Source organism: Methanohalophilus portucalensis (assembly GCF_002761295.1).
GTDB lineage: Archaea > Halobacteriota > Methanosarcinia > Methanosarcinales > Methanosarcinaceae > Methanohalophilus > Methanohalophilus portucalensis.
Genome location: NZ_CP017881.1, coordinates 1,809,566 through 1,830,473 on the forward strand (window position 1 = coordinate 1,809,566; position 20,908 = coordinate 1,830,473).

Annotated in this window: 22 protein-coding genes; 16 read left to right on the forward strand and 6 right to left on the reverse strand. The window is 41.0% G+C overall.

All coding sequences use genetic code 11. The annotated features are described in order from the left end of the window. The first annotated feature begins 5 nt into the window (after positions 1–5). Entirely contained in the window at positions 6–1,013 is a 1,008-nt protein-coding gene (gene ilvC, locus BKM01_RS09315) for a ketol-acid reductoisomerase (RefSeq protein ID WP_072358035.1), read from the forward strand. Between the two features lie 41 nt (positions 1,014–1,054). Further along, positions 1,055–1,573, forward strand: a complete 519-nt coding sequence (locus tag BKM01_RS09320) for a nitroreductase family protein (RefSeq protein WP_072358038.1) — start codon at positions 1,055–1,057, stop codon at positions 1,571–1,573. A 3-nt stretch (positions 1,574–1,576) separates the two neighbouring features. Here the strand turns inward: BKM01_RS09320 and BKM01_RS09325 are convergent, their stop codons facing one another. Beyond that, positions 1,577–2,020: a GIY-YIG nuclease family protein gene (locus BKM01_RS09325; protein WP_072358041.1), complete on the reverse strand. Its 444-nt coding sequence runs from the start codon at positions 2,018–2,020 to the stop codon at positions 1,577–1,579. 9 nt (positions 2,021–2,029) lie between these two features. Then, positions 2,030–4,360: a DNA topoisomerase I gene (locus BKM01_RS09330; RefSeq protein ID WP_072358044.1), complete on the reverse strand. Its 2,331-nt coding sequence runs from the start codon at positions 4,358–4,360 to the stop codon at positions 2,030–2,032. Between the two features lie 225 nt (positions 4,361–4,585). On the opposite strand from BKM01_RS09330, the gene BKM01_RS09335 reads away from it, so the two are divergent. The 8 genes from BKM01_RS09335 to BKM01_RS09370 all read left to right on the forward strand — a co-directional run bounded on the left by BKM01_RS09335 (position 4,586) and on the right by BKM01_RS09370 (position 13,779). After that, positions 4,586–7,318, forward strand: coding sequence for a sensor histidine kinase (locus BKM01_RS09335; protein WP_072358047.1), 2,733 nt, complete (start codon positions 4,586–4,588; stop codon positions 7,316–7,318). Positions 7,319–7,430: 112 nt separating this feature from the next. Further along, on the forward strand, positions 7,431–8,711 hold the full coding sequence (gene thiC, locus BKM01_RS09340; RefSeq protein ID WP_072358050.1) for a phosphomethylpyrimidine synthase ThiC: 1,281 nt from the start codon (positions 7,431–7,433) through the stop codon (positions 8,709–8,711). Positions 8,712–8,732: 21 nt separating this feature from the next. Then, the gene (locus tag BKM01_RS09345) at positions 8,733–9,572 is read left to right on the forward strand and encodes an MBL fold metallo-hydrolase (protein WP_072358052.1); all 840 of its coding nucleotides are present in this window, start codon (positions 8,733–8,735) and stop codon (positions 9,570–9,572) included. Positions 9,573–9,703: 131 nt separating this feature from the next. Then, positions 9,704–10,411 carry an ABC transporter ATP-binding protein gene (locus BKM01_RS09350; RefSeq protein WP_072358055.1) on the forward strand — a complete coding sequence of 236 codons (708 nt, stop codon included), beginning with the start codon at positions 9,704–9,706 and terminating at the stop codon, positions 10,409–10,411. 10 nt (positions 10,412–10,421) lie between these two features. Further along, positions 10,422–11,633: a COG1361 S-layer family protein gene (locus BKM01_RS09355; protein ID WP_072358058.1), complete on the forward strand. Its 1,212-nt coding sequence runs from the start codon at positions 10,422–10,424 to the stop codon at positions 11,631–11,633. Positions 11,634–11,646: 13 nt separating this feature from the next. After that, positions 11,647–12,861 (forward strand): ABC transporter permease, encoded by a 1,215-nt coding sequence (locus tag BKM01_RS09360; protein ID WP_072358061.1) that lies wholly within the window; start codon positions 11,647–11,649, stop codon positions 12,859–12,861. A 9-nt stretch (positions 12,862–12,870) separates the two neighbouring features. Beyond that, positions 12,871–13,089, forward strand: coding sequence for a PLD nuclease N-terminal domain-containing protein (locus tag BKM01_RS09365; RefSeq protein WP_072358064.1), 219 nt, complete (start codon positions 12,871–12,873; stop codon positions 13,087–13,089). 27 nt (positions 13,090–13,116) lie between these two features. Then, positions 13,117–13,779 carry a sensor domain-containing protein gene (locus tag BKM01_RS09370; protein ID WP_072358067.1) on the forward strand — a complete coding sequence of 221 codons (663 nt, stop codon included), beginning with the start codon at positions 13,117–13,119 and terminating at the stop codon, positions 13,777–13,779. 3 nt (positions 13,780–13,782) lie between these two features. Here the strand turns inward: BKM01_RS09370 and BKM01_RS09375 are convergent, their stop codons facing one another. Further along, positions 13,783–14,064, reverse strand: coding sequence for a MarR family transcriptional regulator (locus BKM01_RS09375; protein ID WP_072358070.1), 282 nt, complete (start codon positions 14,062–14,064; stop codon positions 13,783–13,785). 145 nt (positions 14,065–14,209) lie between these two features. Here BKM01_RS09375 and BKM01_RS09380 point away from each other — a divergent pair, with 145 nt between their 5' ends. From BKM01_RS09380 to BKM01_RS09390, 3 genes are read left to right on the forward strand one after another with little or no spacing between them, the layout of a single operon-like run. Continuing rightward, a complete protein-coding gene (locus tag BKM01_RS09380; protein WP_072358073.1) occupies positions 14,210–14,722 on the forward strand; it encodes a response regulator in 513 nt (170 codons plus the stop codon). 8 nt (positions 14,723–14,730) lie between these two features. Next, positions 14,731–16,458 (forward strand): sensor histidine kinase, encoded by a 1,728-nt coding sequence (locus BKM01_RS09385; protein ID WP_072358076.1) that lies wholly within the window; start codon positions 14,731–14,733, stop codon positions 16,456–16,458. Next, positions 16,455–16,889 (forward strand): DUF3887 domain-containing protein, encoded by a 435-nt coding sequence (locus tag BKM01_RS09390; RefSeq protein ID WP_072358079.1) that lies wholly within the window; start codon positions 16,455–16,457, stop codon positions 16,887–16,889. The genes BKM01_RS09385 and BKM01_RS09390 overlap by 4 nt, the downstream gene beginning before the upstream one ends. A 49-nt stretch (positions 16,890–16,938) precedes the next feature. Here BKM01_RS09390 and BKM01_RS10825 read toward each other — a convergent pair whose 3' ends face one another. The 3 genes from BKM01_RS10825 to BKM01_RS09400 all read right to left on the reverse strand — a co-directional run bounded on the left by BKM01_RS10825 (position 16,939) and on the right by BKM01_RS09400 (position 18,873). Continuing rightward, positions 16,939–17,112, reverse strand: a complete 174-nt coding sequence (locus tag BKM01_RS10825) for a hypothetical protein (protein ID WP_157769638.1) — start codon at positions 17,110–17,112, stop codon at positions 16,939–16,941. After that, positions 17,109–17,738, reverse strand: coding sequence for a YIP1 family protein (locus BKM01_RS09395; protein ID WP_072358082.1), 630 nt, complete (start codon positions 17,736–17,738; stop codon positions 17,109–17,111). The genes BKM01_RS10825 and BKM01_RS09395 overlap by 4 nt, the downstream gene beginning before the upstream one ends. A 229-nt stretch (positions 17,739–17,967) precedes the next feature. Next, positions 17,968–18,873, reverse strand: a complete 906-nt coding sequence (locus BKM01_RS09400; RefSeq protein ID WP_072358085.1) for a hypothetical protein — start codon at positions 18,871–18,873, stop codon at positions 17,968–17,970. Positions 18,874–19,184: 311 nt separating this feature from the next. Here BKM01_RS09400 and BKM01_RS09405 point away from each other — a divergent pair, with 311 nt between their 5' ends. From BKM01_RS09405 to BKM01_RS09415, 3 genes are all read left to right on the forward strand, one after another. After that, complete coding sequence (locus tag BKM01_RS09405; RefSeq protein ID WP_072358087.1) at positions 19,185–19,868, forward strand: DUF169 domain-containing protein; 684 nt, start codon at positions 19,185–19,187, stop codon at positions 19,866–19,868. A gap of 210 nt (positions 19,869–20,078) precedes the next feature. Next, positions 20,079–20,555 (forward strand): hypothetical protein, encoded by a 477-nt coding sequence (locus BKM01_RS09410; RefSeq protein ID WP_143744087.1) that lies wholly within the window; start codon positions 20,079–20,081, stop codon positions 20,553–20,555. Positions 20,556–20,593: 38 nt separating this feature from the next. Continuing rightward, a complete protein-coding gene (locus BKM01_RS09415) occupies positions 20,594–20,869 on the forward strand; it encodes a hypothetical protein (RefSeq protein ID WP_072358091.1) in 276 nt (91 codons plus the stop codon). Positions 20,870–20,908 lie beyond the last annotated feature (39 nt).

Genomic DNA, 20,908 nt, shown 5'->3' on the forward strand with positions numbered 1-20,908 from the left:
AATAAATGGTAGACCTATATTACGATGAAGATGCTGATTTTTCAGTGATGGATAACAAGAAGATTGCAGTTATCGGTTATGGCAGCCAGGGACACGCTCAGGCACAGAACCTTCATGACTCCGGTCTTGATGTAGTGATCGGCCTGAGGGTTGGTAGCAAACGCTGGAATCAGGCAGAAGAAGATGGCCTGAAGGTCATGTCTGTTGAAGATGCTGCAAGGGAAGCCGACATCATCCAGATTCTCATGCCCGATGAAGTACAGGCTGATGTATACAGGGATAAAATCGAGCCGGGACTTGAAGGAGGTAATGCACTTGTCTTTTCCCATGGATTCAACATCCACTACAACCAGATCGTGCCCCCTGCAGATGTTGATGTCTACATGGTTGCTCCAAAGAGTCCGGGACATTTAGTCAGGAGGACCTACATGGACAATGCCGGTGTGCCCGGTCTGATAGCTATCTACCAGGATGCTACAGGCAATGCAAAGAAACTGGCCCTTGCCCATGCCCGGGGTGTGGGATGTACCCGTGCGGGTGTCATTGAAACAACTTTCCGCGAGGAAACCGAGACCGATCTTTTCGGTGAACAGGTAGACCTCTGTGGGGGTGTGGCTTCCCTGATCAAGAATTCCTTTGAGGTTCTTGTCGAGGCAGGTTACAAACCGGAAATGGCCTATTTTGAGACACTGCACGAAGTCAAACTTATCGTAGACCTCATCCACGAGGGCGGACTGGAAAAAATGTGGTACTCTGTCTCCAACACAGCAGAATACGGTGGAATGACAGTGGGACCCAAAGTCATCAACGATGAATCCAGACTGGCAATGTATGAAGCCCTGGAGCGCATCCAGAATGGTGAATTTGCAAAAGATTTCGTACTGGAAAATAAGGCCAACAATCCTGTCCTCAAAGCAATGGAACGGCAGGACAGGGAACACCCGGTTGAAGAGGTAGGCAGGAAACTGCGTGCCATGATGCCCTGGCTCAACAGTGAACTCAACGAAAAATAATCTATTTTCTCTCTTTTTCTTTTCCTTTTTTGGAGGAAAACATGAACACGTTAGATAATATCTACAACCGCAGAAGTGTACGCCGTTTTACGGAAAAGGATGTGGATGATGAGGCCATCACAACTTTGTTAGAATGTGCTCGCTGGGCTCCTTCAGGACTCAATAACCAGCCCTGGAAATTTGTGGTGATTCGCAGTGAAGATACTATCGAGCAACTAGCCGGTTGTACCCATTACAGTGATACTGTGAAAGGGGCAAAAGTGCTTGTTACTTTCTATTTTGATAAGGAAAGCGGATACAATCGTACAAAGGACATCCAGTCCATAGGTGCTTCGATAGAGAACATGCTCCTTGCATGCAATGAACTTGGCCTGGGTGCTGTCTGGCTGGGAGAAATACTCAATCAGGAAGAGAAAGTGAACTCAATTCTCAAAGCACCGGCAGATATGGAACTTATGGCTGTCATTGCAATAGGCCATCCGACAGATGAAGAAAGGTCATCCACAAGGAAATCCCTGGCAGAAATTACATACAGGGATAATTTTGAGAATGAATGGTGATTCTCAGGAATCATCATTTTCACTCAATGCTTTTGGTTTTTGCCCGATATCCTCGATTGCTGATTTTATTTCATTTACAGGACAGGTCAACCTGTGGAAAAGATGGGATTGACAGGAACAATCCGAACAACCGAATTTCGACACATAGTTACCCTGCAGGTTGTCAGCAATGCCACATTCGATATGTCTGCCAGAACAGGTGTAAACAACATCCACAAATTTAAAATCCGGATGTACAAGTAAATAATCAATATGCCACCTGGGTTTTTTGTCCTTTTGACGGGCAAACTTTTGGTGGCGATGCATACGTTTGAGTCCCCCGGGACCCAGGGCAGACCCCACATAAATATAATAGCCTGCCTCAAATACGATGGATTTGAGACTGCCCACATTAACCGTACAACCATCCGTTTTCAGTATAAGACAGTAGGTCCCTTTGGGACACATAATATAACCTCAGAGCAGATTATTGAATTTTTTATTGCATTTGCGGTTAATGCAATAATGTTTGGCATCCTTTTTGGGTTCCTTTACCCTGACTATTTTCCACCCACATTCTTCACAGGTCTCCTTGCGCAGTGTAACACGACCCTTTTGGGGGTATGAACACGTAAAACCACAACGTCTTGCACATCCCAGGAATTTCGAATCTTTGGTCTCAATCAATATCATATCAGAGCCACAGGAAGGACATTTTCCCATCACAGTAGGCGGGAAGCATAATTTTTGCTTTTCACAATTAAAGCATGGACCTACTCCAACACTCCAGTAATATTTTCCACCACCGACCTTGAGTACGGCAAATCCGCCCATTTTGCACTCCCGGGAGCGCATTACATCTAGGGAACCTTTTCGGGGGAGAGGATACGTGTTGCGACAATCCGGATAGCCGCTGCAACCTACAAAACGACCCTTATCAGTACGTATAATGCTCAGCGTCCTGCCACATTTATCGCATTTGCCAATGTGATTATTCTTATCTTCAGCCAGTTTTTCATCCTTTATAGAACCTGCAATACGCAGCACAATATCGCCTTTACCGGACTTGAGCCGGGTATACATTTTCTGTATAAGGACGGTACCTTCACTTATGGCCTCGTCAAAGGATTTCTTTCCCTTTTCAACATCCTCTATCAACCCTTCAATTTTTGCCCTGATTTCAGGTTGTATCAATATAGGTACTGAAACCCCCAGTGCATCCATGAGATTAAAACCGGTATCCAGCATAGAAATGGTCTTGCCTTTGATCTCAAAATAGCCTCTTTTCTTGTTTGTTTCGATGTGTGAAGGGGCTGTTGCCTTGGTTCCGATACCATGCTTATCCATGAGGGTCAGAAGTTCGGCTTCAGTTAGGCGTTTGGGAGGTGTTGTCTGGGATTTGGTGTTTGTGAGTTTTTTTACAGCCACCTTGTCCCCTTCTTGTACATGAGGAAGAAGGTTTTCTTTTGATATCTCAAACGGATAGACCTGTTTCCATCCTTCAGATTTCATAACCGAACCTTTACAATCAAAAGGTTCATCCTTCACATGTACTTCCATGTGAGTTTTTTCGAAAAGGGCAGGATCCATTAGATTGGCAAGAAAATGACGTACAATCAGGTCATATACTTTCCAGGAATTATCCAGTTTAACTGCATTTTTGATCTGTTTTTCGGAAACTGCTTTTATAGGATGGATAGGCGGGTGGTCATGGCCGTCCTTTTTCCCATTACGGGGAGATACTGTCGTTTTGAGTAAATTTTCTGCAAAGGAAGCATATTCACCTATCCTGAGAAGGTTTTTAAGCATGGATTTAAAGTCATGGTCCTCAGGATAGAGGTTTGTTTCTGTCCTGGGATAACTGATAAAACCGGCCAGGTAAAGCTGCTCTGCTATTTCCAGGGCTTTTTCCGGACTGATATCCAGGAATTTGGAAGCCCTTTTGAGGAATTCATTCGTATTTAGAGGATAAGGAGGATTGATCTGTTTTTCTTTGATATTGAGGCGAAACACGGTGGCTTCTCTTATACCCTGAAGTTTTTCATATATCTGTTTTGCAAGTTCAACATCCCGAATGTTGCCTTTACGGTGCACACCCTCAAATTCACTGGATCCTGCCTGGAAAACCGCCTCTATCTTCCAGAAATCCTCGGGTTGAAAATCACGGATGGTTTTTTCCCTTTCATATACAAAACCGCAGGTTGGAGTCTGGCAGGGACCAATTGACAGGATGTTTTTGGTGTATGCCTTCTCCCTGACAGCAAGGGTCATAAACCGGGTGAAAGCCGCACCCATTCTCAGGTCAAGTATCTGACGGGTATCCGCTGACAGGGCCAGATTGGTATCCGGCTCTACAAGATTATTAAAAGCCTTTTGGACCTCATTTGCAGACAGGGAAGAAAACCTGGCCCTTTTTACAGGAACTTGTTTGACCTGCAGAGCAATATCACGTGCCTCAAAACCGATATTCTCTCCTTCCCGGTCATAGTCACAGGCAAGTACAATGGAATCTGCTTGTTTTGCAAGTTGCCTGACAGCCCGTTCATAATTTTTCTTGGTGATGTTTTTGATAGGATCGGCTGTCAGAAGGACCGTAGGGTCAATTGCCTTCCAGTCCCGGTAAGCCGGATCAAAATCATAGGATGTAATGTGCCCGGCAAGACCAATGATCTTGTATTCATCTCCTTTAGCCACAAAGGAATACACCGGCAAGTCAGCCACATGCTCTCTTGTACTATTTCCTCCGCTCAAAATAGTCGCAAGTTTGGCTGCAGCCTTGTTTTTTTCAGCAAATACAACAATAGTCATATACAGGGCAACTAGATGTTGCCATGATTACATAAAGGTAGCTGGAAACGTTTCTTTTAGTGTTTAGAAAGACAAAATAATAATATATACCTATAGATAGACAAATATAACCAAAAATTGAAATCAGTGCAAATTTTTTGTATATACATAACTTAACCAAAAATATAGTTATGTAAAATATTATATGCCTACAAATAGTTATTCTTACACCGGAGAGTGCTTTTAGTGGAAAAAGAAAGACTTCTAGTCCTCCAAAGGGATATTGCTATTGAACTTGGTTCATCAAATAACTTACAAACTGCTTTTCATTCCCTCTCAAAACATATTCTTTCCCTGAAAGATATTGATGCCACAGCGATATACCTCAGGTCAAAAAATGGTGGATTTGACTTCATAGCCTGTGGGGGCGACATTCCAGAAGACATCCTGAAAAATATCCAGCATTACCCTGAGGATTCATTGCAGGCAAAGATCGTTAAAGAAGGTAAAATTCGTTATATTCCACCTGAAGAAATTGCGGAAATACTTCTGGATAAACAGTATTTCAAAGAAATGAAGACAATTGGCATAATCCCCATAAAAAAAGAAGATGGAGAAGTAATAGCTTCATTTATCATCTTTTCTTTTACTCGGGAAGGAATTGCTGAAAATACAAAAATAGTTTTGGAATCGATTGCCGGTCAGATTGGGAACTTGATTTTAAGGATTAAAACTGAAAATGAACTTAAGGCAAAAGAAAGAGAATTAAGACAGGAAAAAGAACGTACACAGGAGTGCATGGATGCAGCTGCAGTTATTTTTATCGTGCTGGACCCTCAAGGAAACGTTCTTTTCTCAAACCAAAAGGCTTCAGAATTACTTGGATTTCACAAAAAAGAAATTATTGGAAAGAACTGGATAGATAATTTCATTCCTCCTGGATACAAAGAATCTGTCAGAAAGTTATTAAGTGATATCGAATCAGGTAAAAGTGAAATTGTACAGGGTTACGAAAACCCGGTACTCACTTCCAATAATGAAGAACTAATAATCGAATGGCATAACTCAGTGCTAAAAGATTATAATGGAAAAGTGGAAAGTATAATCGCTTCAGGTTTGGATGTTACCGAACGTAAATTGGCCGAGGACGAGATTCAAAAATTCAAAAATATAGCTGATAGAGCCAATTACGGTAACCTCATTGTTGATTTTGATGGGAATATCAAATATATAAATGATTATTTTGCAAATATTCATGGCTACACTCCAGAAGAAGTAATTGGAAAAAATATTTCTATTTTCCATAGGGGGAAACAACTGGAAGATGCATACAAATTTAGAGATAAACTCATTGAAGATTCTGATTACAAGCACCGTGAAATCTGGCACACACATAAAGATGGTACCGAATTCCCTATGTTAATGGGAGCCGTAGTTCATGAGGATGAACTGGATAAAGAGCGGTATATAGCAGCTACCGGAATCGATATTACTGAACTGAAGAACACAGAAAATGCCCTGAAGAAAAATGAGGCTAAGTTCAGAAATTACATAGATAATGCTCCTGATGGTGTTTTTGTTGCAGATGAAAACGGAGATTATATTGAGGTCAATAAAGCTGCCTGTGAAACAACAGGATATTCGCAAGAGCAACTCCTCTCGATGAACCTCATAGATCTCATACCTCCTGACAATCGTGAAAAAGCTATGAAAGCTTTTGAAACCCTTGTTAAAAAAGGATATGTTGATGTTGAATTTAATTTCTTAAGAAAGGACGGAAGCAGAAGATGGTGGCGTGTAACTTCTACTAAACTTTCAGATAAACGTTATTTAGGTTTCACAAAAGATACCACAGAATCCAAACTTATGGAAGAGGAATTGATCGAGAGCAAGTTGTTCCTGAACAGCATTATTGAAAGCATAAAGGATGGGGTCAGCATACTTGATGCAGATCTCAATATCGTGCGTGTAAATGATGCCATGAATAAATGGTTTGCAAAGAATATACCTCTTGAAGGCAAAAAGTGTTATGAAGCATATCATGACAGGGACAGCCCCTGTACACCTTGCCCGATAATCAGGTGCATGGAAACAGGCGAGACAGAAAGAAATATTGTACCGGGTTTACCGGGCTCCGAAGCACAATGGTTCGAACTCCTGGGTTATCCATTAAAAGATTCCACTACCGGTGAAATTACCGGTGTAGTCGAATTCGTAAAGGATATTACAGATCACAAACGTGCTGAGGCAGAACTTGCAGAAGCCAGGCATCATGCCAGGGAAGTGAGCAAAACCAACTCAGAATTAAAGGCCAATTTGAATCATGAACTGAGAACTCCATTGGGTAACATAATTGGCTTTACCCAGCTGCTTGACAATGATATCTATGGAAAACTCAATCCAAAACAGCAAAAGCACATTCAAGGTATACAAAAAAGTGCGGAACAGTTGATAGGTTTAATTGATGACATTCTGGAAATATCAGATGTTGAAGCAGGAAAAATGGAACTCAATATTGAAATGGTTTCCATTGGTGAATTACTCAGTGATATTTTAAAACTCCTTAAACCTTTTGCAGAAGACAGAAATGTTGAAATAACTACTGATATACCTGAATACATACCGGAAATAAGTTTGGATAAAGTAAAAATCAAGCAGGCACTATATAACCTCATCATCAATGCAATACACTTTACCCCTGAAGGAAGAGATGTACACATCAGTATTGAATACAGCAGTTATGACCTGAGGTTTGAAGTAAATGATTCCGGGATCGGTATTTCTCCGGCCCATTTGGAAGAATTGTTTAGATCTTTCAAAGAAATATATTCCGAATCCGGAGTGAAACCAAATAATAGTGTCCTGGGTCTTTCACTGGCTAAAGATTATATAGAATTGCATGGCGGAGAGATAAAAGTGGAAAGTGAACCCGGAGTCGGAAATACCTACATATTCACAATTCCAATCCAGCCTATTTAATGGAACTAAATGTTAACGATAGACTTTCATTCTAATTCCTTTTTTACCTGTGAAACCTATATATGCGAATACCTATTATTCTGGACTAAATTAAACACGGCAGGCGTTAAAAATGACATTGATGGATGAAGCAAAGAAGGGAAACATCCCCCCTCAGATACATAAGGTTGCAGAAAAAGAGGGTATTGATCCCGAAATCGTAAGAAAATATGTTGCAGAGGGTCTTATTACTATTCCAAAAAATGTGTTGAGGGAAACATATCCCAAAGCCATCGGAAAATGTATGGGTGTCAAAGTCAACGCCAATGTCGGAACCTCAAGAGATTTTGTTGATGTGGAAGATGAAGTTAAAAAGGCAGAAACTGCCGTTAAATATGGAGCAGACAGCATAATGGACCTCTCCACAGGGGGAGACCTGGATTCCACTCGCAAACTTCTCATGGAAGCCGTAGATGTACCCTTTGGTACAGTGCCAATCTATCAGGCGGCTTCATCCCAAAAAACTGTAGTTGATATGACTTCTGATGACATCATCAATGCTGTGCGCAAACATGCAGAAGATGGTGTGGATTTTGTGACAATCCATTCCGGAGTGAATCAGAACGCCTTGCAACGCCTGCGTAAAGGGGAGAGGGTGATGGATGTTGTCAGCAGGGGAGGCTCCTTTACAATTGCCTGGATGATTCACAATGAGCAGGAAAATCCCCTCTACAGTGAATTTGACTACCTGATAGAGATAGCAAAAGAATATGATATGACCCTGAGCCTGGGTGACGGAATGCGTCCGGGTTGTATCCATGATGCCTCAGATAATGCAAAATTCATGGAATTCATAACCCTGGGTGAACTTGTAAAAGAGGCACGTAAATCCAATGTCCAGACCTTTGTTGAAGGACCCGGTCATGTGGCAGCTGACGAGGTACAGCTGAGTGTGCAAAGCATGAAACAACTATGCCACGAAGCTCCCCTCTACCTGCTTGGTCCACTTGTTACGGATATTGCACCCGGTTATGACCATATTACAGGTGCAATTGGCGGAACCATTGCCGGCATGTCTGGAGCGGACTTCCTGTGCATGACCACTCCTGCAGAACACCTTGCCCTTCCCACCACAGACGACATCAGGGAGGGAGCGATTATCACAAAGATAGCAGCACATGCTGCCGATCTTACACGGCAGGGACAGCGTGAAAAGGCAAGAAAAACAGACCTCCAGATGGCACAAGCCAGACGTGACCTTGACTGGGAGAAACAATTTGACATTGCAATTGACAGTGAAAAACCTGCTGCCATCCGCCAGAGCCGCAAGACAGGAAGTGATGCATGTTCCATGTGCGGTGAACTCTGCGCCCTGAAAGTAGTACAGGATGCCCTGAAAGGTAATACTAAATAACAGGGCCTCAATTTTTTCTTTATGAAAATTACAGTGCTTGTGGATAATAATACTCTGATAGACAATTATTTTGAAGGTGAACCTGCTCTTTCCTTTTTTATCGAAGAAGAAGGAAAAAAAGTTCTTTTTGATACAGGTTATTCAGGTTTGTTCTTAAAAAACGCCGCTCTAATGGAAATAGATCCTGCAGGACTGGATTATGTAGTATTATCCCATGGGCATCTGGACCATACCTGGGGATTGACAGAACTGATAAAGTACTACACAAACCGGGAATTTCAGGAAAAAAAGGTAAATAAACCCACTCTTTTGTGTCACCCCCTTGCTCTGACACCTACTATTTTTGAAAATACAACACATATTGGCAATATAATAAACGATGAGGTTTTCAAAAATTACTTTGCCCCGAATTTAACAACAGAACCATTCTGGATTACTGAAAATCTTGTTTTCCTGGGAGAAATTCCCCGAAAACTGGAGTTTGAGACCACAAAAGCAATTGGAGATAAGCAAAATCCCAACGGGGATGTCATACCGGACAAAATGTCTGATGATTCGGCACTTGTGTGGTGCTCGGATGAAGGAATTGTCATCATAACAGGCTGTTCCCATGCGGGGATTTGCAACATAACTGAATACGCAAAGAAAGTCTGTAAAAAAGACACAATTATTGATATAATAGGCGGCTTTCACCTTTTATCTGCTTCTAGACAGCAACTCCGGAACACAGCAGAATATCTATACCAGAGAAATGTAAAAGATATCCACCCCTGCCATTGCACTGATCTTGAAGCAAAGATATTCCTTTCCGGATACTGCAATGTTAGAGAGGTTGGTGTCGGTTCAACTTTTCATTTTTAACTTTTTCTTCTCGCGTCTGCACATATTAAAAGCAAACTCGTCTATATATAGTAAAGTATATATACAACATAACCGTAGTCTAACCTGTCTAAAAATAGACAGGTATTGCTATAATAAAGAGGTGTGAATGGATGCAGCAACCTGAAAGAGAATACACAACAGCATGTAACCCTGCTATCGAAACTATAGGCCTGCTCAAAAGTTACATGCTCGCTGATCAGGAAATCCCAATATTACATGGACTTGATCTCACAATAAACCGCGGGGAATTCGTGGCGATAATGGGACCTTCAGGTTCCGGAAAAAGTACACTTATGAATATGCTTGGTTGCCTTGACAGGCCCACCATGGGAGAGGTACGGATAAACAATCGTAACATAAGTGAACTTTCTGATAGTGAAATTGCAAAATTACGAGGACTGGAAATAGGTTTTGTCTTTCAGAATTTCAATCTTATTTCCCGTATGAATGCTCTTGAAAATGTGCTGCTTCCAACCTACGAGAACAGCAAGGATAACGTGGACCCGGAAAAAAGAGGCATTGAACTCCTTGAACTCGTTGGCCTGGGAAACCGGATGGATCACAAGCCTTCCGAGATGTCAGGGGGCCAATGCCAGAGGGTTGCCATAGCACGCTCACTTATCAATAACCCCTCGATAATTCTTGCCGATGAACCCACAGGGAATCTGGATTCTAAAACCAGTCTGGAAATAATGAATCTCTTCTCCGAACTACACCGGCAGGGAAGTACAGTAATAATGATAACACACGATCCGCAGACCGCTGAGTATGCAAGCCGGACCATACACCTGAAAGATGGATACATAGAAAACAACTGAGGTGAAACAAATGAATTACAGGAAAACGTTAACTTATATTTCACTGATGATACTGCTTGTCGCGCTGACCCCAGTAAATTCAACTACAGTAGCAGCATCTCCAAACACTCTCGATGTGAGCGTGATGCGCTATAGTCCTTCGCCGGCCGAGATAGGCCAGTACGTGGACATATGGATTAAAATAGAAAACACAGGAACCGGAGAGGCAGAAGATGTCTCAATTGAAATGCTCCCTGAATATCCACTGGCCCTGGATTCCTCATCCAATGCTGTCAAAAATATTGGAAGACTGAAACCGGACACTGCAGCTGTGCACAAGTATCGCCTTTACGTGGATGAGAAAGCAAAATCAGGATCTGTCGAGTTTGATATCAGATATCAACCTGAAGATTCTATTTGGTTGAAAAATACCTTTGAGATCAAAGTGGGATCAACAGCCTATGACAGCAAAGGTTCAATTGAACTTGAAGAAGTAAGTGCCGAACCCGAAGTATTCTCACCCGGCGACAGTGGAACGATTACTTTTACCCTGAAAAACAGTGCAACAACTCATTCTGTAACTATTGATGGTGAAGAGTATGACACAAATGCTCATGTCCAGTCATCTTCCCTGAAAGCTGATGAAGGAATAGAAGTATCAAGCATATCCGATACTTACGGATTACTGGGCCCCGGGGATAAGATGGAAATTACTTATAACCTTGAAATGGATGAACAACTTTCTGCAGGTACTCATTACCTGAATCTTGCAATCAAGAGTAACTCCCACATATATGACTGCAACTGGGAGATTCCTGTAAAGATTGATAATGCGGATGTAAAGGTAATACCAACCATCACCCCTACCCTAGTTAACGGGAAAGGAACAATAGAATTTGATGTAGCAAATATAAGACAGAATACCCTTTACTCGGTCAACGTAATACCAAAAGCAGAGGGTATTGAATTTTCACCCAGAGAATATTTCGTGGGTACAATGGAACCTGATGAACTGTTCTCCATCCAATTCGAAGCCAACCAGATAAGAGAAAATATCACAGAACCTCTGGAAATAACCGTTGAATATCGCAACGGAATGAATGAGCACCAGACCACGTCACAGCTGGAAACTTTCAAAAAGGTACAGGAAGACAAAAATGGAATCAGCAATATTGCAGTTGCTGCTCTTGTTTTCGTTGGTATGCTGATTCCGGCAGCTGTACTGTACCGAAGAAAGAATTAAGGTGGGATAACTTATGGTAAATCCCAAACAGGCATTCAAAATAGCCCTTGGGAGCATACGCAGTGCAAAGCTGCGTTCCCTCCTGACTACCCTGGGAATTGTAATAGGAGTGGCAGCAGTAATAGCCAATGTCTCACTGGGCGCCAGTTTCAACCAGTTTTTTACCGATGAGATCGGAGCTGTAGGCTCAAATTTCATTATAGTAGAAAGTAAAGAACCGGGCACTCTTGGCAAAGAGGAAATGAATCTTATTTCTAACCTCCAGGAAGTGGACGGAATCTCACCTATAAATAGCCAGACTGCGACTGTCAGCTATCAGTCTTCCCGGCGTCATATAGGTATAATGGGGGTGACGGAAGATTACCCCGAAGTGGCAAATCTGCGGCTATCAGAAGGAAATTTCCTGACAGATAAAGACAGCTATTCTGCAGTGATTGGTTCTGAAGTTGCAGAAGAAATCTTTGACAGGCCTGTAGGCAATAAGAATTCAATAGACTTGACTTTCACCAAAAGCAATGGGGAAAGTGTCACCCACCGATTTGTTGTAAAAGGAATACTCCAAAGTCCTGATACAAAACTGGTACAATCAGGAATAGAACCTGACAATAGAATATTCATACCGATTTCCACAATGAATTCAATGCTTGATGAAAATCATTATGATTCATTTTTTATAAAAGCAAAAAGTATAGAGGTAGTTGAGCAAACCTCAGAGGAGATTGATGATAAGCTGGGACGCCAGTTCGGCATAGACTCCAGACAAATGGATAATGACAACGCTAAGCCCTATTTCATAATGGATCAGGTGGAAATCCTGGAACAAACAAAACAACTATCTGATTCACTGGGGGCACTGCTAACCGCTGTCGCTCTGATATCCCTTGTAGTTGGATCAATCGGAATAATGAATATTATGCTTGTCACGGTGACTGAAAGAACACAGGAAATCGGATTGATGAAATCCCTGGGATATACGAATACAAGTATACTGAATCTCTTTATCGTAGAGGCAATGATAGTAGGACTTTTAGGAGGTATTGCAGGAACTTTGATGGGAATGGCAGGTGCCTATTTAGCTGAAAGTTACATGGCTTTGCCTGTAGTATTCCCTTTATCCAAAATCGCAGCAGGTTTTATAATTTCAGTCCTTGTAGGGCTTGTAGCAGGGGTATATCCTGCCAATAAGGCTGCAAAGATGAATCCGACAGATGCTTTAAGAAACGAATGAGGTGATGGAATGTTTGACATGATGGGAATGCAAATTTTTAATATCATCCTTTTTTTGGGGATAGGAATATTCGGAACGGCATTCTGGATATGGATGCTTATAGATTGCATCACAAAGGAAACAGACCGAAGTAATGAGAGACTGATCTGGATAATAGTTATTGTGTTTACCCATTTACTGGGAGCCATACTCTATTTTATCCTCAGGAAGAATAAACGCAACCGATAATAGAAATATAATACAGCAGGATTTGTGATGAGAAAAATAAACAAATTGTTCAGTTCATTTTTTGGTGTGATTTTTCAACGCCAGACCTATCTGAACCTGCTTTATGTCATATTCACATTTCCACTGGGTACCGCATATTTCCTTTTCCTGACATCTGGCCTGCTTGTAGGCTTAAGTTTTTCCATAATTATCATAGGACTACCAGTCCTTCTGCTGGTACTGGTGGCATGGTGGGAACTGGTAAATTTTGAAAGGGAACTGGCAACGAGATTGCTTGGTGTAGATATACCTCCGCTGTCCTATGAGGAAAAACCCCTTGTAAACTTATGGAGTGACATTAAAAATCGGTTTGCAGACCCAGCTGCCTGGAAGGGAATGATGTTTTTATTCATCAAATTCCCCTTCGGGATATTTACACTTATAATACTGGCTATCTGCTTTACCCTGACCCTTGGACTTATATTCGCACCGCTTACCACTATCTACTGGTCGTCAGGAAACACAAAAATCCTGATAGACAGCTTCCCTGAGGCAATTCTTACCTCCATTGTGGGAATAATAATTGCAGTCTGTACACTTCACATAACAAATATACTTGCAGCCATATCAGTCAGTCTTGCAAAAATTATGCTTGGAAAGAATAACAGTAGCGTACACCCGGAAACATTGGATGAACAAAAATCCTATTAAGAATCAATCGGCAAACTCTTGGATACGCTCATAGAATTCAAGGACAAGCTGTGTCAATTCACTATCCATATTGATACTGAAAGTACGTATCTGTTTTCCCAGAGGTTTCTCCTTAACAATACCTGTTTCTACAAGAGGTGCTATTACACGGGCAACACTCGAATGAGACAAGCCTGTCTCTTCTGCAATTCCTGAGAGATAGGTAGATTCCCCCTTATGGGATATCAGGTTTTTGAGAACTGTCATTTGTGCAGTCTTGCCGAATATCTTTTCAAGAACATCCATCCTGTTTACTTACAATATTATATTTTATAAGGTTTTCTAATTATGGTCAACTTATATCTCTAAATAACAGGTCTTCCATATATTTGGAAAGGCTTTAATAGCATAGACTATTTTATAGGAATAACGAAGTTATTTAGTGGTCCTTATGCCCGAAAAAGAACTTGACGATAAGATACTCAGTCTTCTTGAAAAGAATCCGGCCCTTTCTGCAGTCGAACTGGCAGATGTACTGAACGTATCTGAAAAAGCAGTACAAGCAAGACTTGGAGAGATGGGAGATTCCAGGCAAACTATCCTGATAATAGATGACGAGCCCGATGCTATAATTGCTGCAAAAAGAGCATTGCAAGCAGAAGGATATAATGTTATTGAGGCCTATAACGGGAAAACCGGTCTCGAAGCAATTGAGGAAAAAACACCCGACCTTATCCTCCTGGATGTAATGATGCCGGACATGGATGGTTTTGAAGTGTGCAAACACCTGAAAGAAGATGAACTGCATAACCACATACCTATAATAATGCTTACCGCAAAAGGTGAAGTTGATGACCGGGTAGAAGGAATTGAGACAGGTGCAGACGATTATATTACAAAACCTTTCAACCTGAGAGAACTGAAGGCCCGCATTAGAATGGTATTACGCCGGAAACAAGACTGATCATTCCCATGTTTTTCAGTAATCGACGATATAACATAATAATCATAACTTTCATTGCCCTTCTTTTTATAGGTTCTGTTATTTTTTTGGGGGCACGTTCAAACCTCGAGGTACAGGAAATCTTTGAGGAGCAATATACAGAACAACAGACCCTCAATGCAAGACAAATATCATCGGGCGTCACAGAATTTCTGAATGAGAAGATCGTAGCCCTGGAAGTAATAGCAGGTGCTGAAAATGGAGTTCCTGATGACTTCTATATGAGATCTTTCAAATCCCTGTACGAAAGGTCACAGGGATTTTATGCCCTTCAGTATATCGATGAAAACGGCACCATTGCCTCTGGTTATCCTGAAGATAGAACACCCCTGGGATATAACCTGTATGAAAACAACATGGATCAAGCTTTCCAAAAAACAAAAACAATGGGCAGGACCTATATTACCAATCCTACATACACGTTTGAAGACGAACTTGCAATGTATGTTTGGGTTCCCGTCTATTCTGGAAATGATTTTAAAGGAACGGTCCTGGCAATAATACGTATCGAGGAAATCACAGAAAGGGTCATACAAAGTTATGATTCATCTGCCGGTTATGTCTATATTATCGACGACAGAGGGAATCTGCTGTATCACAGTGACAACCCGAATGAAACAGGGAAAAATTATTTTGACATTCTCAATGAGCCCGATCAGGACCGTCTTTACATACTTGGGGAACAGACGGAAGGAAAAGAAGGTACAGGACGTTTTGAGGAACTCAATGAAAACAATGGACTGGAAGAAAAACTCGTATCATATGTACCAATAAAATGGTACAATCAAGTATGGTCTGTGGGTGTTGTGACACCAGTACCTTTCATAACCTCAATTGTACGCTCCATATACCTGAAACAGGCAACCTTCATGATAATAACGACATTTTTCATCTTGTTCTTCACCTCATTAATATCATTGATCTTTTTATCCTGGAATCGTAAACTGGAGGAAGAAGTACATAAAAAAACCGAACTACTTGAAAATTCCAACCAGCGCTTGCAAAAACTCAACCGCGTGAAAAATGAATTCCTGTCCATGGTATCACATGAATTGAAAACTCCTCTCACAGCCATGCGCACATCAAGTGAATTCCTCCGGGAAGAAGAATGTGACAAAGAAACACAGGAAGAAATGCTTGACCTCATTATCCGCAATATAGACAGGCAATCCAGAATGGTTGATGATCTGCTTGATATTTCCCGCATTGAATCAGGCAGGATGGTTTTCAAAGAGGAAAAGATCAACCTCAAAGAAATCATTGATAATGCAATCCAGATGATGGAACCGATGGCAACAAAAAATGGAATTAGAATTGAAAGAGATTTGGATAATGATTCCCGGGTCAAAGCAGATAAAGATAAACTGTTGAGGGTTTTTGTCAATTTGCTCAACAACGCTATCAAATTCACAGCCAATAAAGGTGAAAACATAAAAATTGAAACTGAAGAAGCGGGAGATTTCGTGGAAATAAGTGTCATAGACAGTGGTATAGGCATACCTGAAAAAGAGCAGGATAAAATATTTGAAAAATTCTATCAGGTAGACAGTACCTCCCGCCGCAAAGTGGGGGGTAGTGGCCTTGGGCTTGCGATTATCAAAGGAATAATAGAAGGCCAGGGTGGTTCCATAAGGGTAAAAAGTGAGCCAGGACTTGGCAGCACATTTACATTTACATTGAGGAAGTGGGAAGAATGAAAAAAATAGTAATGATATGTGTAGTTCTGTTCTTGTTGACAGCAGGATGCCTGCATGATTCAGAAGAACAACGTACAAAGGAATATGCAGACCCCATTGCAAACCAGCTTATCAGGGGGATGCAACAGGACAATTACACGCTTTTTTCGGAAAAATTCACACCTACTATGAAAAAGGCCCTGCCAGAGGAAACCTTCTATGAAGTGAACGGGATGTTGATGTCCACCGTAGGCAAGCCTGTATCACTGGAATTTCTCAAGTCTGTTGAAGGAGAGAGGTTTGTAACTATTGTTTATACCGTTACATTTGAAGACGGTTCTGAAGGATTGTTCAGTATCGCCTTAAAAGAAGAAAATGGGGAAACAAAGGTTGCTGGTGCCTGGATCGATTCCCCGAAATTGCGTCAGGAACAGGAAAATGTGACCCTTTAAGGGGTCACTCATATCGCAGTGCATCCAGAGGATTCATCATTGATGATTTTTAGCTGGTATACTTTTGCATTTCAAAAGTAACCGTCCCGATGTCACCTGGAAGCAATGCTTGTGGTTCCACACTGTAACTTACCGCTACTGTTGGACTTATCTCTGTATCGGCAAAAGCTGTCGATGAAATAAAAAAGAAAAGAAGAAATAGGGTAAATACTACTTTTTTCACGCAATCCCTCCAATATAACTAATGAGGGAATAGAGAATAAGGAGACCGATAGGAATTCCTACAGAAATCAAGGCCCCACGAAGGTTTAAGTTACGTGCATTCTTGAGACCAAAAATCCAGATATTGGCACTCCACAGTTGGAATATGATACCAACAAGTGTTGCAACCTGCATTATGGGATCATTGGAAAGCATCTGGGCTATCTGTGCGGGATTTGCAGAAGATGCCCGGAGAGAATCTGATACCTGGTTTATAGCATACAGACCAAAGATAGAATTCAATAGAACCGGGATGTAACCATAACCGACAAACTCAAGGCTGCGCTTAAATGAGCCTTCTCCGCCAAACAGGGCTGACAGTCCATAGAAAACTGCTGTGTAGATCGGCCATAAGACAAGGACGCCAAGGAATCCTCCCACAGCAACAAAAATTGCACCCGCTCCTGCAAATCCTCCCCCAACAGCTGCGGATGACAAAATTGCCTTTACCATTATATAACCAGAAATTGCTCCCATCAAGGCATTCAGAACCACAATGAGAGCAGGCATTTTAAACTGAATTCTTTCCGTCATTTTTTCTTTGAAGAAACTGTCAGGGTTTGTAAGTACATTGATGATTTCACTCATAGAATTACCTCATAAAATAATAAAATTTAAAGTTGCCAGAAGAAGCGAAATACTGAGAGGGGGTATTAAGGTGGCATCAATACGGATTGATGGTGCAGTATCCTTCATCTGGCAACATAGAAAGAATAGACTATATAATTAATAAACCTTTCTATATTTAGACAAGCAAGGGTTATAAAAGTCGTTTGTTTTGATATACTTAGTACTCTAAAAAACCTATTAACTAAACTCACCTTTCCAACGAACCAGTTATAAATGGGAGTAGGGAACCGGACACATAACCAACATAGTGTACGAGAACATTAGTGCGCACACCATCCGGAGAAATTATATTTCCAGGGAAAAGAAATGCAGACGTAGCCGGAAGGAGGATAATAATAGATACTGCAGTTACGATCTCAATAAATCTTTCCTGTTTTTTTCTTTCCCAGGGACGATGGATCAAATCCAGATTTTCCTGATTCCATCTACTCAGGATTAATTCGGCCCGGGAAAAAATCCGATGCAACACTTCCTGACCCTTTATAATATTGGCAAATACAATAAAGGAGCAAAAAATTACCAGCCATAAATTTCCATAAGTAAGGGATATGATCACAAGATTGGTACAGAGTGCTGCAAATAGAAGATGAATAGGGTTACCAGTACTCCATTTCCCTGCCATATAGGCAAATGTGGAATATAAAAGATAACCAAACATCGCTGCTACAATGCCGGACATACCAGTAACGGTACCTGCCGAGGGAACACCCCGGAGTGTTAATATTGAGAACAGGATGGGAAGGAGGAGAAAAATGAGTAACATGTGAATTCTAAACTTTATACGTTCAAAATTCAGGGCTATAATAAGAGGCATTACAAACAGATAACTTCGCATATTGGAAAGCAGATGGGACAAATCTACATGTGAATAATTTGATAATAACATGGGCAATCTAGACGGATCATTGGAATCGAGGACAAAATACGTTGCAAGAGAAGGATCCGATAAAAGGAGGAAGTAAATCACAATGTTTAACCACGGCATAAAAAGAAGGAATACAAAAAAATCTACAGGATCATGCAGTATATTATCAAGCAATGGCTTATCCATTTCTTCTTCTACAAAAGAAAAAAAATGCCTAACATCACTCATATATACACATTAAAAAAAGCTGTATAAATAAGCTGTACCGGGACAAAATAAAAACTAATAAAACTCATAGCAGAAACAACTGTGTGAATCTAACTCAATTTTATTCATTGAATAAATCACTTTATATCTCTTAATAAGCAGATAAGGTGAGAGGATATATAGATACCTTTAACTGCGAACCATTTTGAAGTCTAATGATGTCGTTTTTAAACTAAGAACCAGTTGTGCAATAAAAATGCAAAACTTATATATTAAGCAGTAATGTGCCATAAACATAATATCTTCACATTTAACAAACAAGGAATACAAAAATGAAAATTGAAGAAATAAACCAGATGGGAAAAGAATTGAAAGACCTTTTAAAACTCAAAAATCCACCAGTAGCTGTTGCGCTTGTGCCTGAAACTCATGAAGTACCTGAAGGTATCAATAAAGTTGAAGAAAAAATGAGACACTGCCAGATGGTAGACAAAGTTCGCAAAGAGGAAAGCGAATTCTATGCCCTGGTTGATGACCAGCAATGCAAAGGAGGTGCAGCTGTTATGGGACTACAGGAAATGGCACCCAAACTTGCCAACGGGGATGTCTATTACAACCTGAACAGGTATAAAACAATCAACTCCGCAAGACGTACTATGCAACAGGTTCCCAGACTCAAAGCAGGGTCTACAAAAGCAGTATTATATGGTCCTCTGGACAAGGTGAGCTTCATCCCGGATGTGGTACTTGTTATTGATACACCTAAAAAGGCAATGCAACTCTCACAGGCCCTTTTGCACCGTTTCGGTGGCCGTGTGAATGCAAACTTCGCGGGAATCCAGAGTCTTTGTGCTGACGGAGTTGTCCAGCCTTATAAAGATGGACACATAAGTGCATCTCTGGGATGTGGCGGAAGTCGAAAGTATGCCAATGTTGCAGAAGATGAAATGATAATCGGCATCCCTGTGGAAAGGCTGCATGATATGATAGAAGCAGCTCATGAGATGTTTGGCTGAAATCTCTGTACCTTATTTTACCTTAATCGGGGTGGCATCTATACACCTTAGATCACCTCATTTTAATTTGAATTAATAATAAATTTTGTTTTTACCCTTCAGTTCTCTTTGTCAAGACAATTCACAATCGTTAACTATAAATATACGCAAGCGCACATCTATATGTGTAACAAATACCTTACACATGTATTTAATAAAATGGTGATGGAAATGGAAAATAAAACAATTGTACTGCTTGCAGGTACCATTATTATCGGTATAATGCTGATAGGGACCGTTTCAGCCCACTTGGCTAGTGGTGGATATGGGATGACCGACTCCCGAAACAGTGGTTATGTCGATGGCAGTGGAGCAGGTTATTACTGCAACTATGGCTATGGGCAGGGATATAATGCCAACGGGGTTGATTCAGCTGAGGATGCAACATCAGTGATTACCGAAGATGAAGCAATCTCAATTTTTGAAGAAGCTACAGGCATCAATGTAAAAGATGAAAATGTCTATCAGATGGGACGCTGGTTTGTAATCAACTACATTGATCAGGACACTATTAAACAGGGACGTGTAGATTCAATAACAGAAGATGTAATCGAGGATCTTTCGTCCTATGCAACGCAGGAATCCTATGAATACCAGAATAATTACAGGTACCAGAGAGGAGCTGGTGGCTGCATAGGCTACCGTTAATCCTCCATATTCTTTTTATTTAGAGGTGACACAATAATATGATGTTTGGTAATATGATGTATGGCACAGGTTTCTCAGTATGGGGAATGATACTAAATTTCCTCCTGATCTTACTAGCCATAGGCTTGGTTGTTTCACTTTTGAACAGAGGTGGCACAATGTGTTGTGGGAGCCAGAATACGCCACGCAATGAAGCTATAAATGCTGAAAGCCAGAATAAAGCAGACACGGAGCGTTTAAACAGGCTGGAAAAAGAGGTCAAAGACACAAAAAAGATGATTGAAGAAATAAAGGATAAATTTGATGAAGTCTAATTATTGGACAAATGAATCTTTTACAGGGGTGACATGATA

Excerpts from the sequence above, each read along its gene's own strand:
- BKM01_RS09380 (WP_072358073.1), top strand. The coding sequence starts at position 14,210 with ATGCCCGAAAAAGAACTTGACGATAAGATACTCAGTCTTCTTGAAAAG.
- BKM01_RS09395 (WP_072358082.1), bottom strand. The coding sequence starts at position 17,738 with ATGAGTGAAATCATCAATGTACTTACAAACCCTGACAGTTTCTTCAAA.
- BKM01_RS09375 (WP_072358070.1), bottom strand. The coding sequence starts at position 14,064 with ATGGATGTTCTTGAAAAGATATTCGGCAAGACTGCACAAATGACAGTT.
- BKM01_RS09390 (WP_072358079.1), top strand. The coding sequence starts at position 16,455 with ATGAAAAAAATAGTAATGATATGTGTAGTTCTGTTCTTGTTGACAGCA.
- BKM01_RS09415 (WP_072358091.1), top strand. The coding sequence starts at position 20,594 with ATGATGTTTGGTAATATGATGTATGGCACAGGTTTCTCAGTATGGGGA.
- BKM01_RS09405 (WP_072358087.1), top strand. The coding sequence starts at position 19,185 with ATGAAAATTGAAGAAATAAACCAGATGGGAAAAGAATTGAAAGACCTT.
- BKM01_RS09345 (WP_072358052.1), top strand. The coding sequence starts at position 8,733 with ATGAAAATTACAGTGCTTGTGGATAATAATACTCTGATAGACAATTAT.
- BKM01_RS09330 (WP_072358044.1), bottom strand. The coding sequence starts at position 4,360 with ATGACTATTGTTGTATTTGCTGAAAAAAACAAGGCTGCAGCCAAACTT.
- BKM01_RS09385 (WP_072358076.1), top strand. The coding sequence starts at position 14,731 with ATGTTTTTCAGTAATCGACGATATAACATAATAATCATAACTTTCATT.
- BKM01_RS09320 (WP_072358038.1), top strand. The coding sequence starts at position 1,055 with ATGAACACGTTAGATAATATCTACAACCGCAGAAGTGTACGCCGTTTT.
- thiC (WP_072358050.1), top strand. The coding sequence starts at position 7,431 with ATGACATTGATGGATGAAGCAAAGAAGGGAAACATCCCCCCTCAGATA.
- BKM01_RS09355 (WP_072358058.1), top strand. The coding sequence starts at position 10,422 with ATGAATTACAGGAAAACGTTAACTTATATTTCACTGATGATACTGCTT.
- BKM01_RS09370 (WP_072358067.1), top strand. The coding sequence starts at position 13,117 with ATGAGAAAAATAAACAAATTGTTCAGTTCATTTTTTGGTGTGATTTTT.
- ilvC (WP_072358035.1), top strand. The coding sequence starts at position 6 with ATGGTAGACCTATATTACGATGAAGATGCTGATTTTTCAGTGATGGAT.
- BKM01_RS09350 (WP_072358055.1), top strand. The coding sequence starts at position 9,704 with ATGCAGCAACCTGAAAGAGAATACACAACAGCATGTAACCCTGCTATC.
- BKM01_RS09410 (WP_143744087.1), top strand. The coding sequence starts at position 20,079 with ATGGAAAATAAAACAATTGTACTGCTTGCAGGTACCATTATTATCGGT.
- BKM01_RS09360 (WP_072358061.1), top strand. The coding sequence starts at position 11,647 with ATGGTAAATCCCAAACAGGCATTCAAAATAGCCCTTGGGAGCATACGC.
- BKM01_RS09365 (WP_072358064.1), top strand. The coding sequence starts at position 12,871 with ATGTTTGACATGATGGGAATGCAAATTTTTAATATCATCCTTTTTTTG.
- BKM01_RS09325 (WP_072358041.1), bottom strand. The coding sequence starts at position 2,020 with ATGTGTCCCAAAGGGACCTACTGTCTTATACTGAAAACGGATGGTTGT.
- BKM01_RS09400 (WP_072358085.1), bottom strand. The coding sequence starts at position 18,873 with ATGAGTGATGTTAGGCATTTTTTTTCTTTTGTAGAAGAAGAAATGGAT.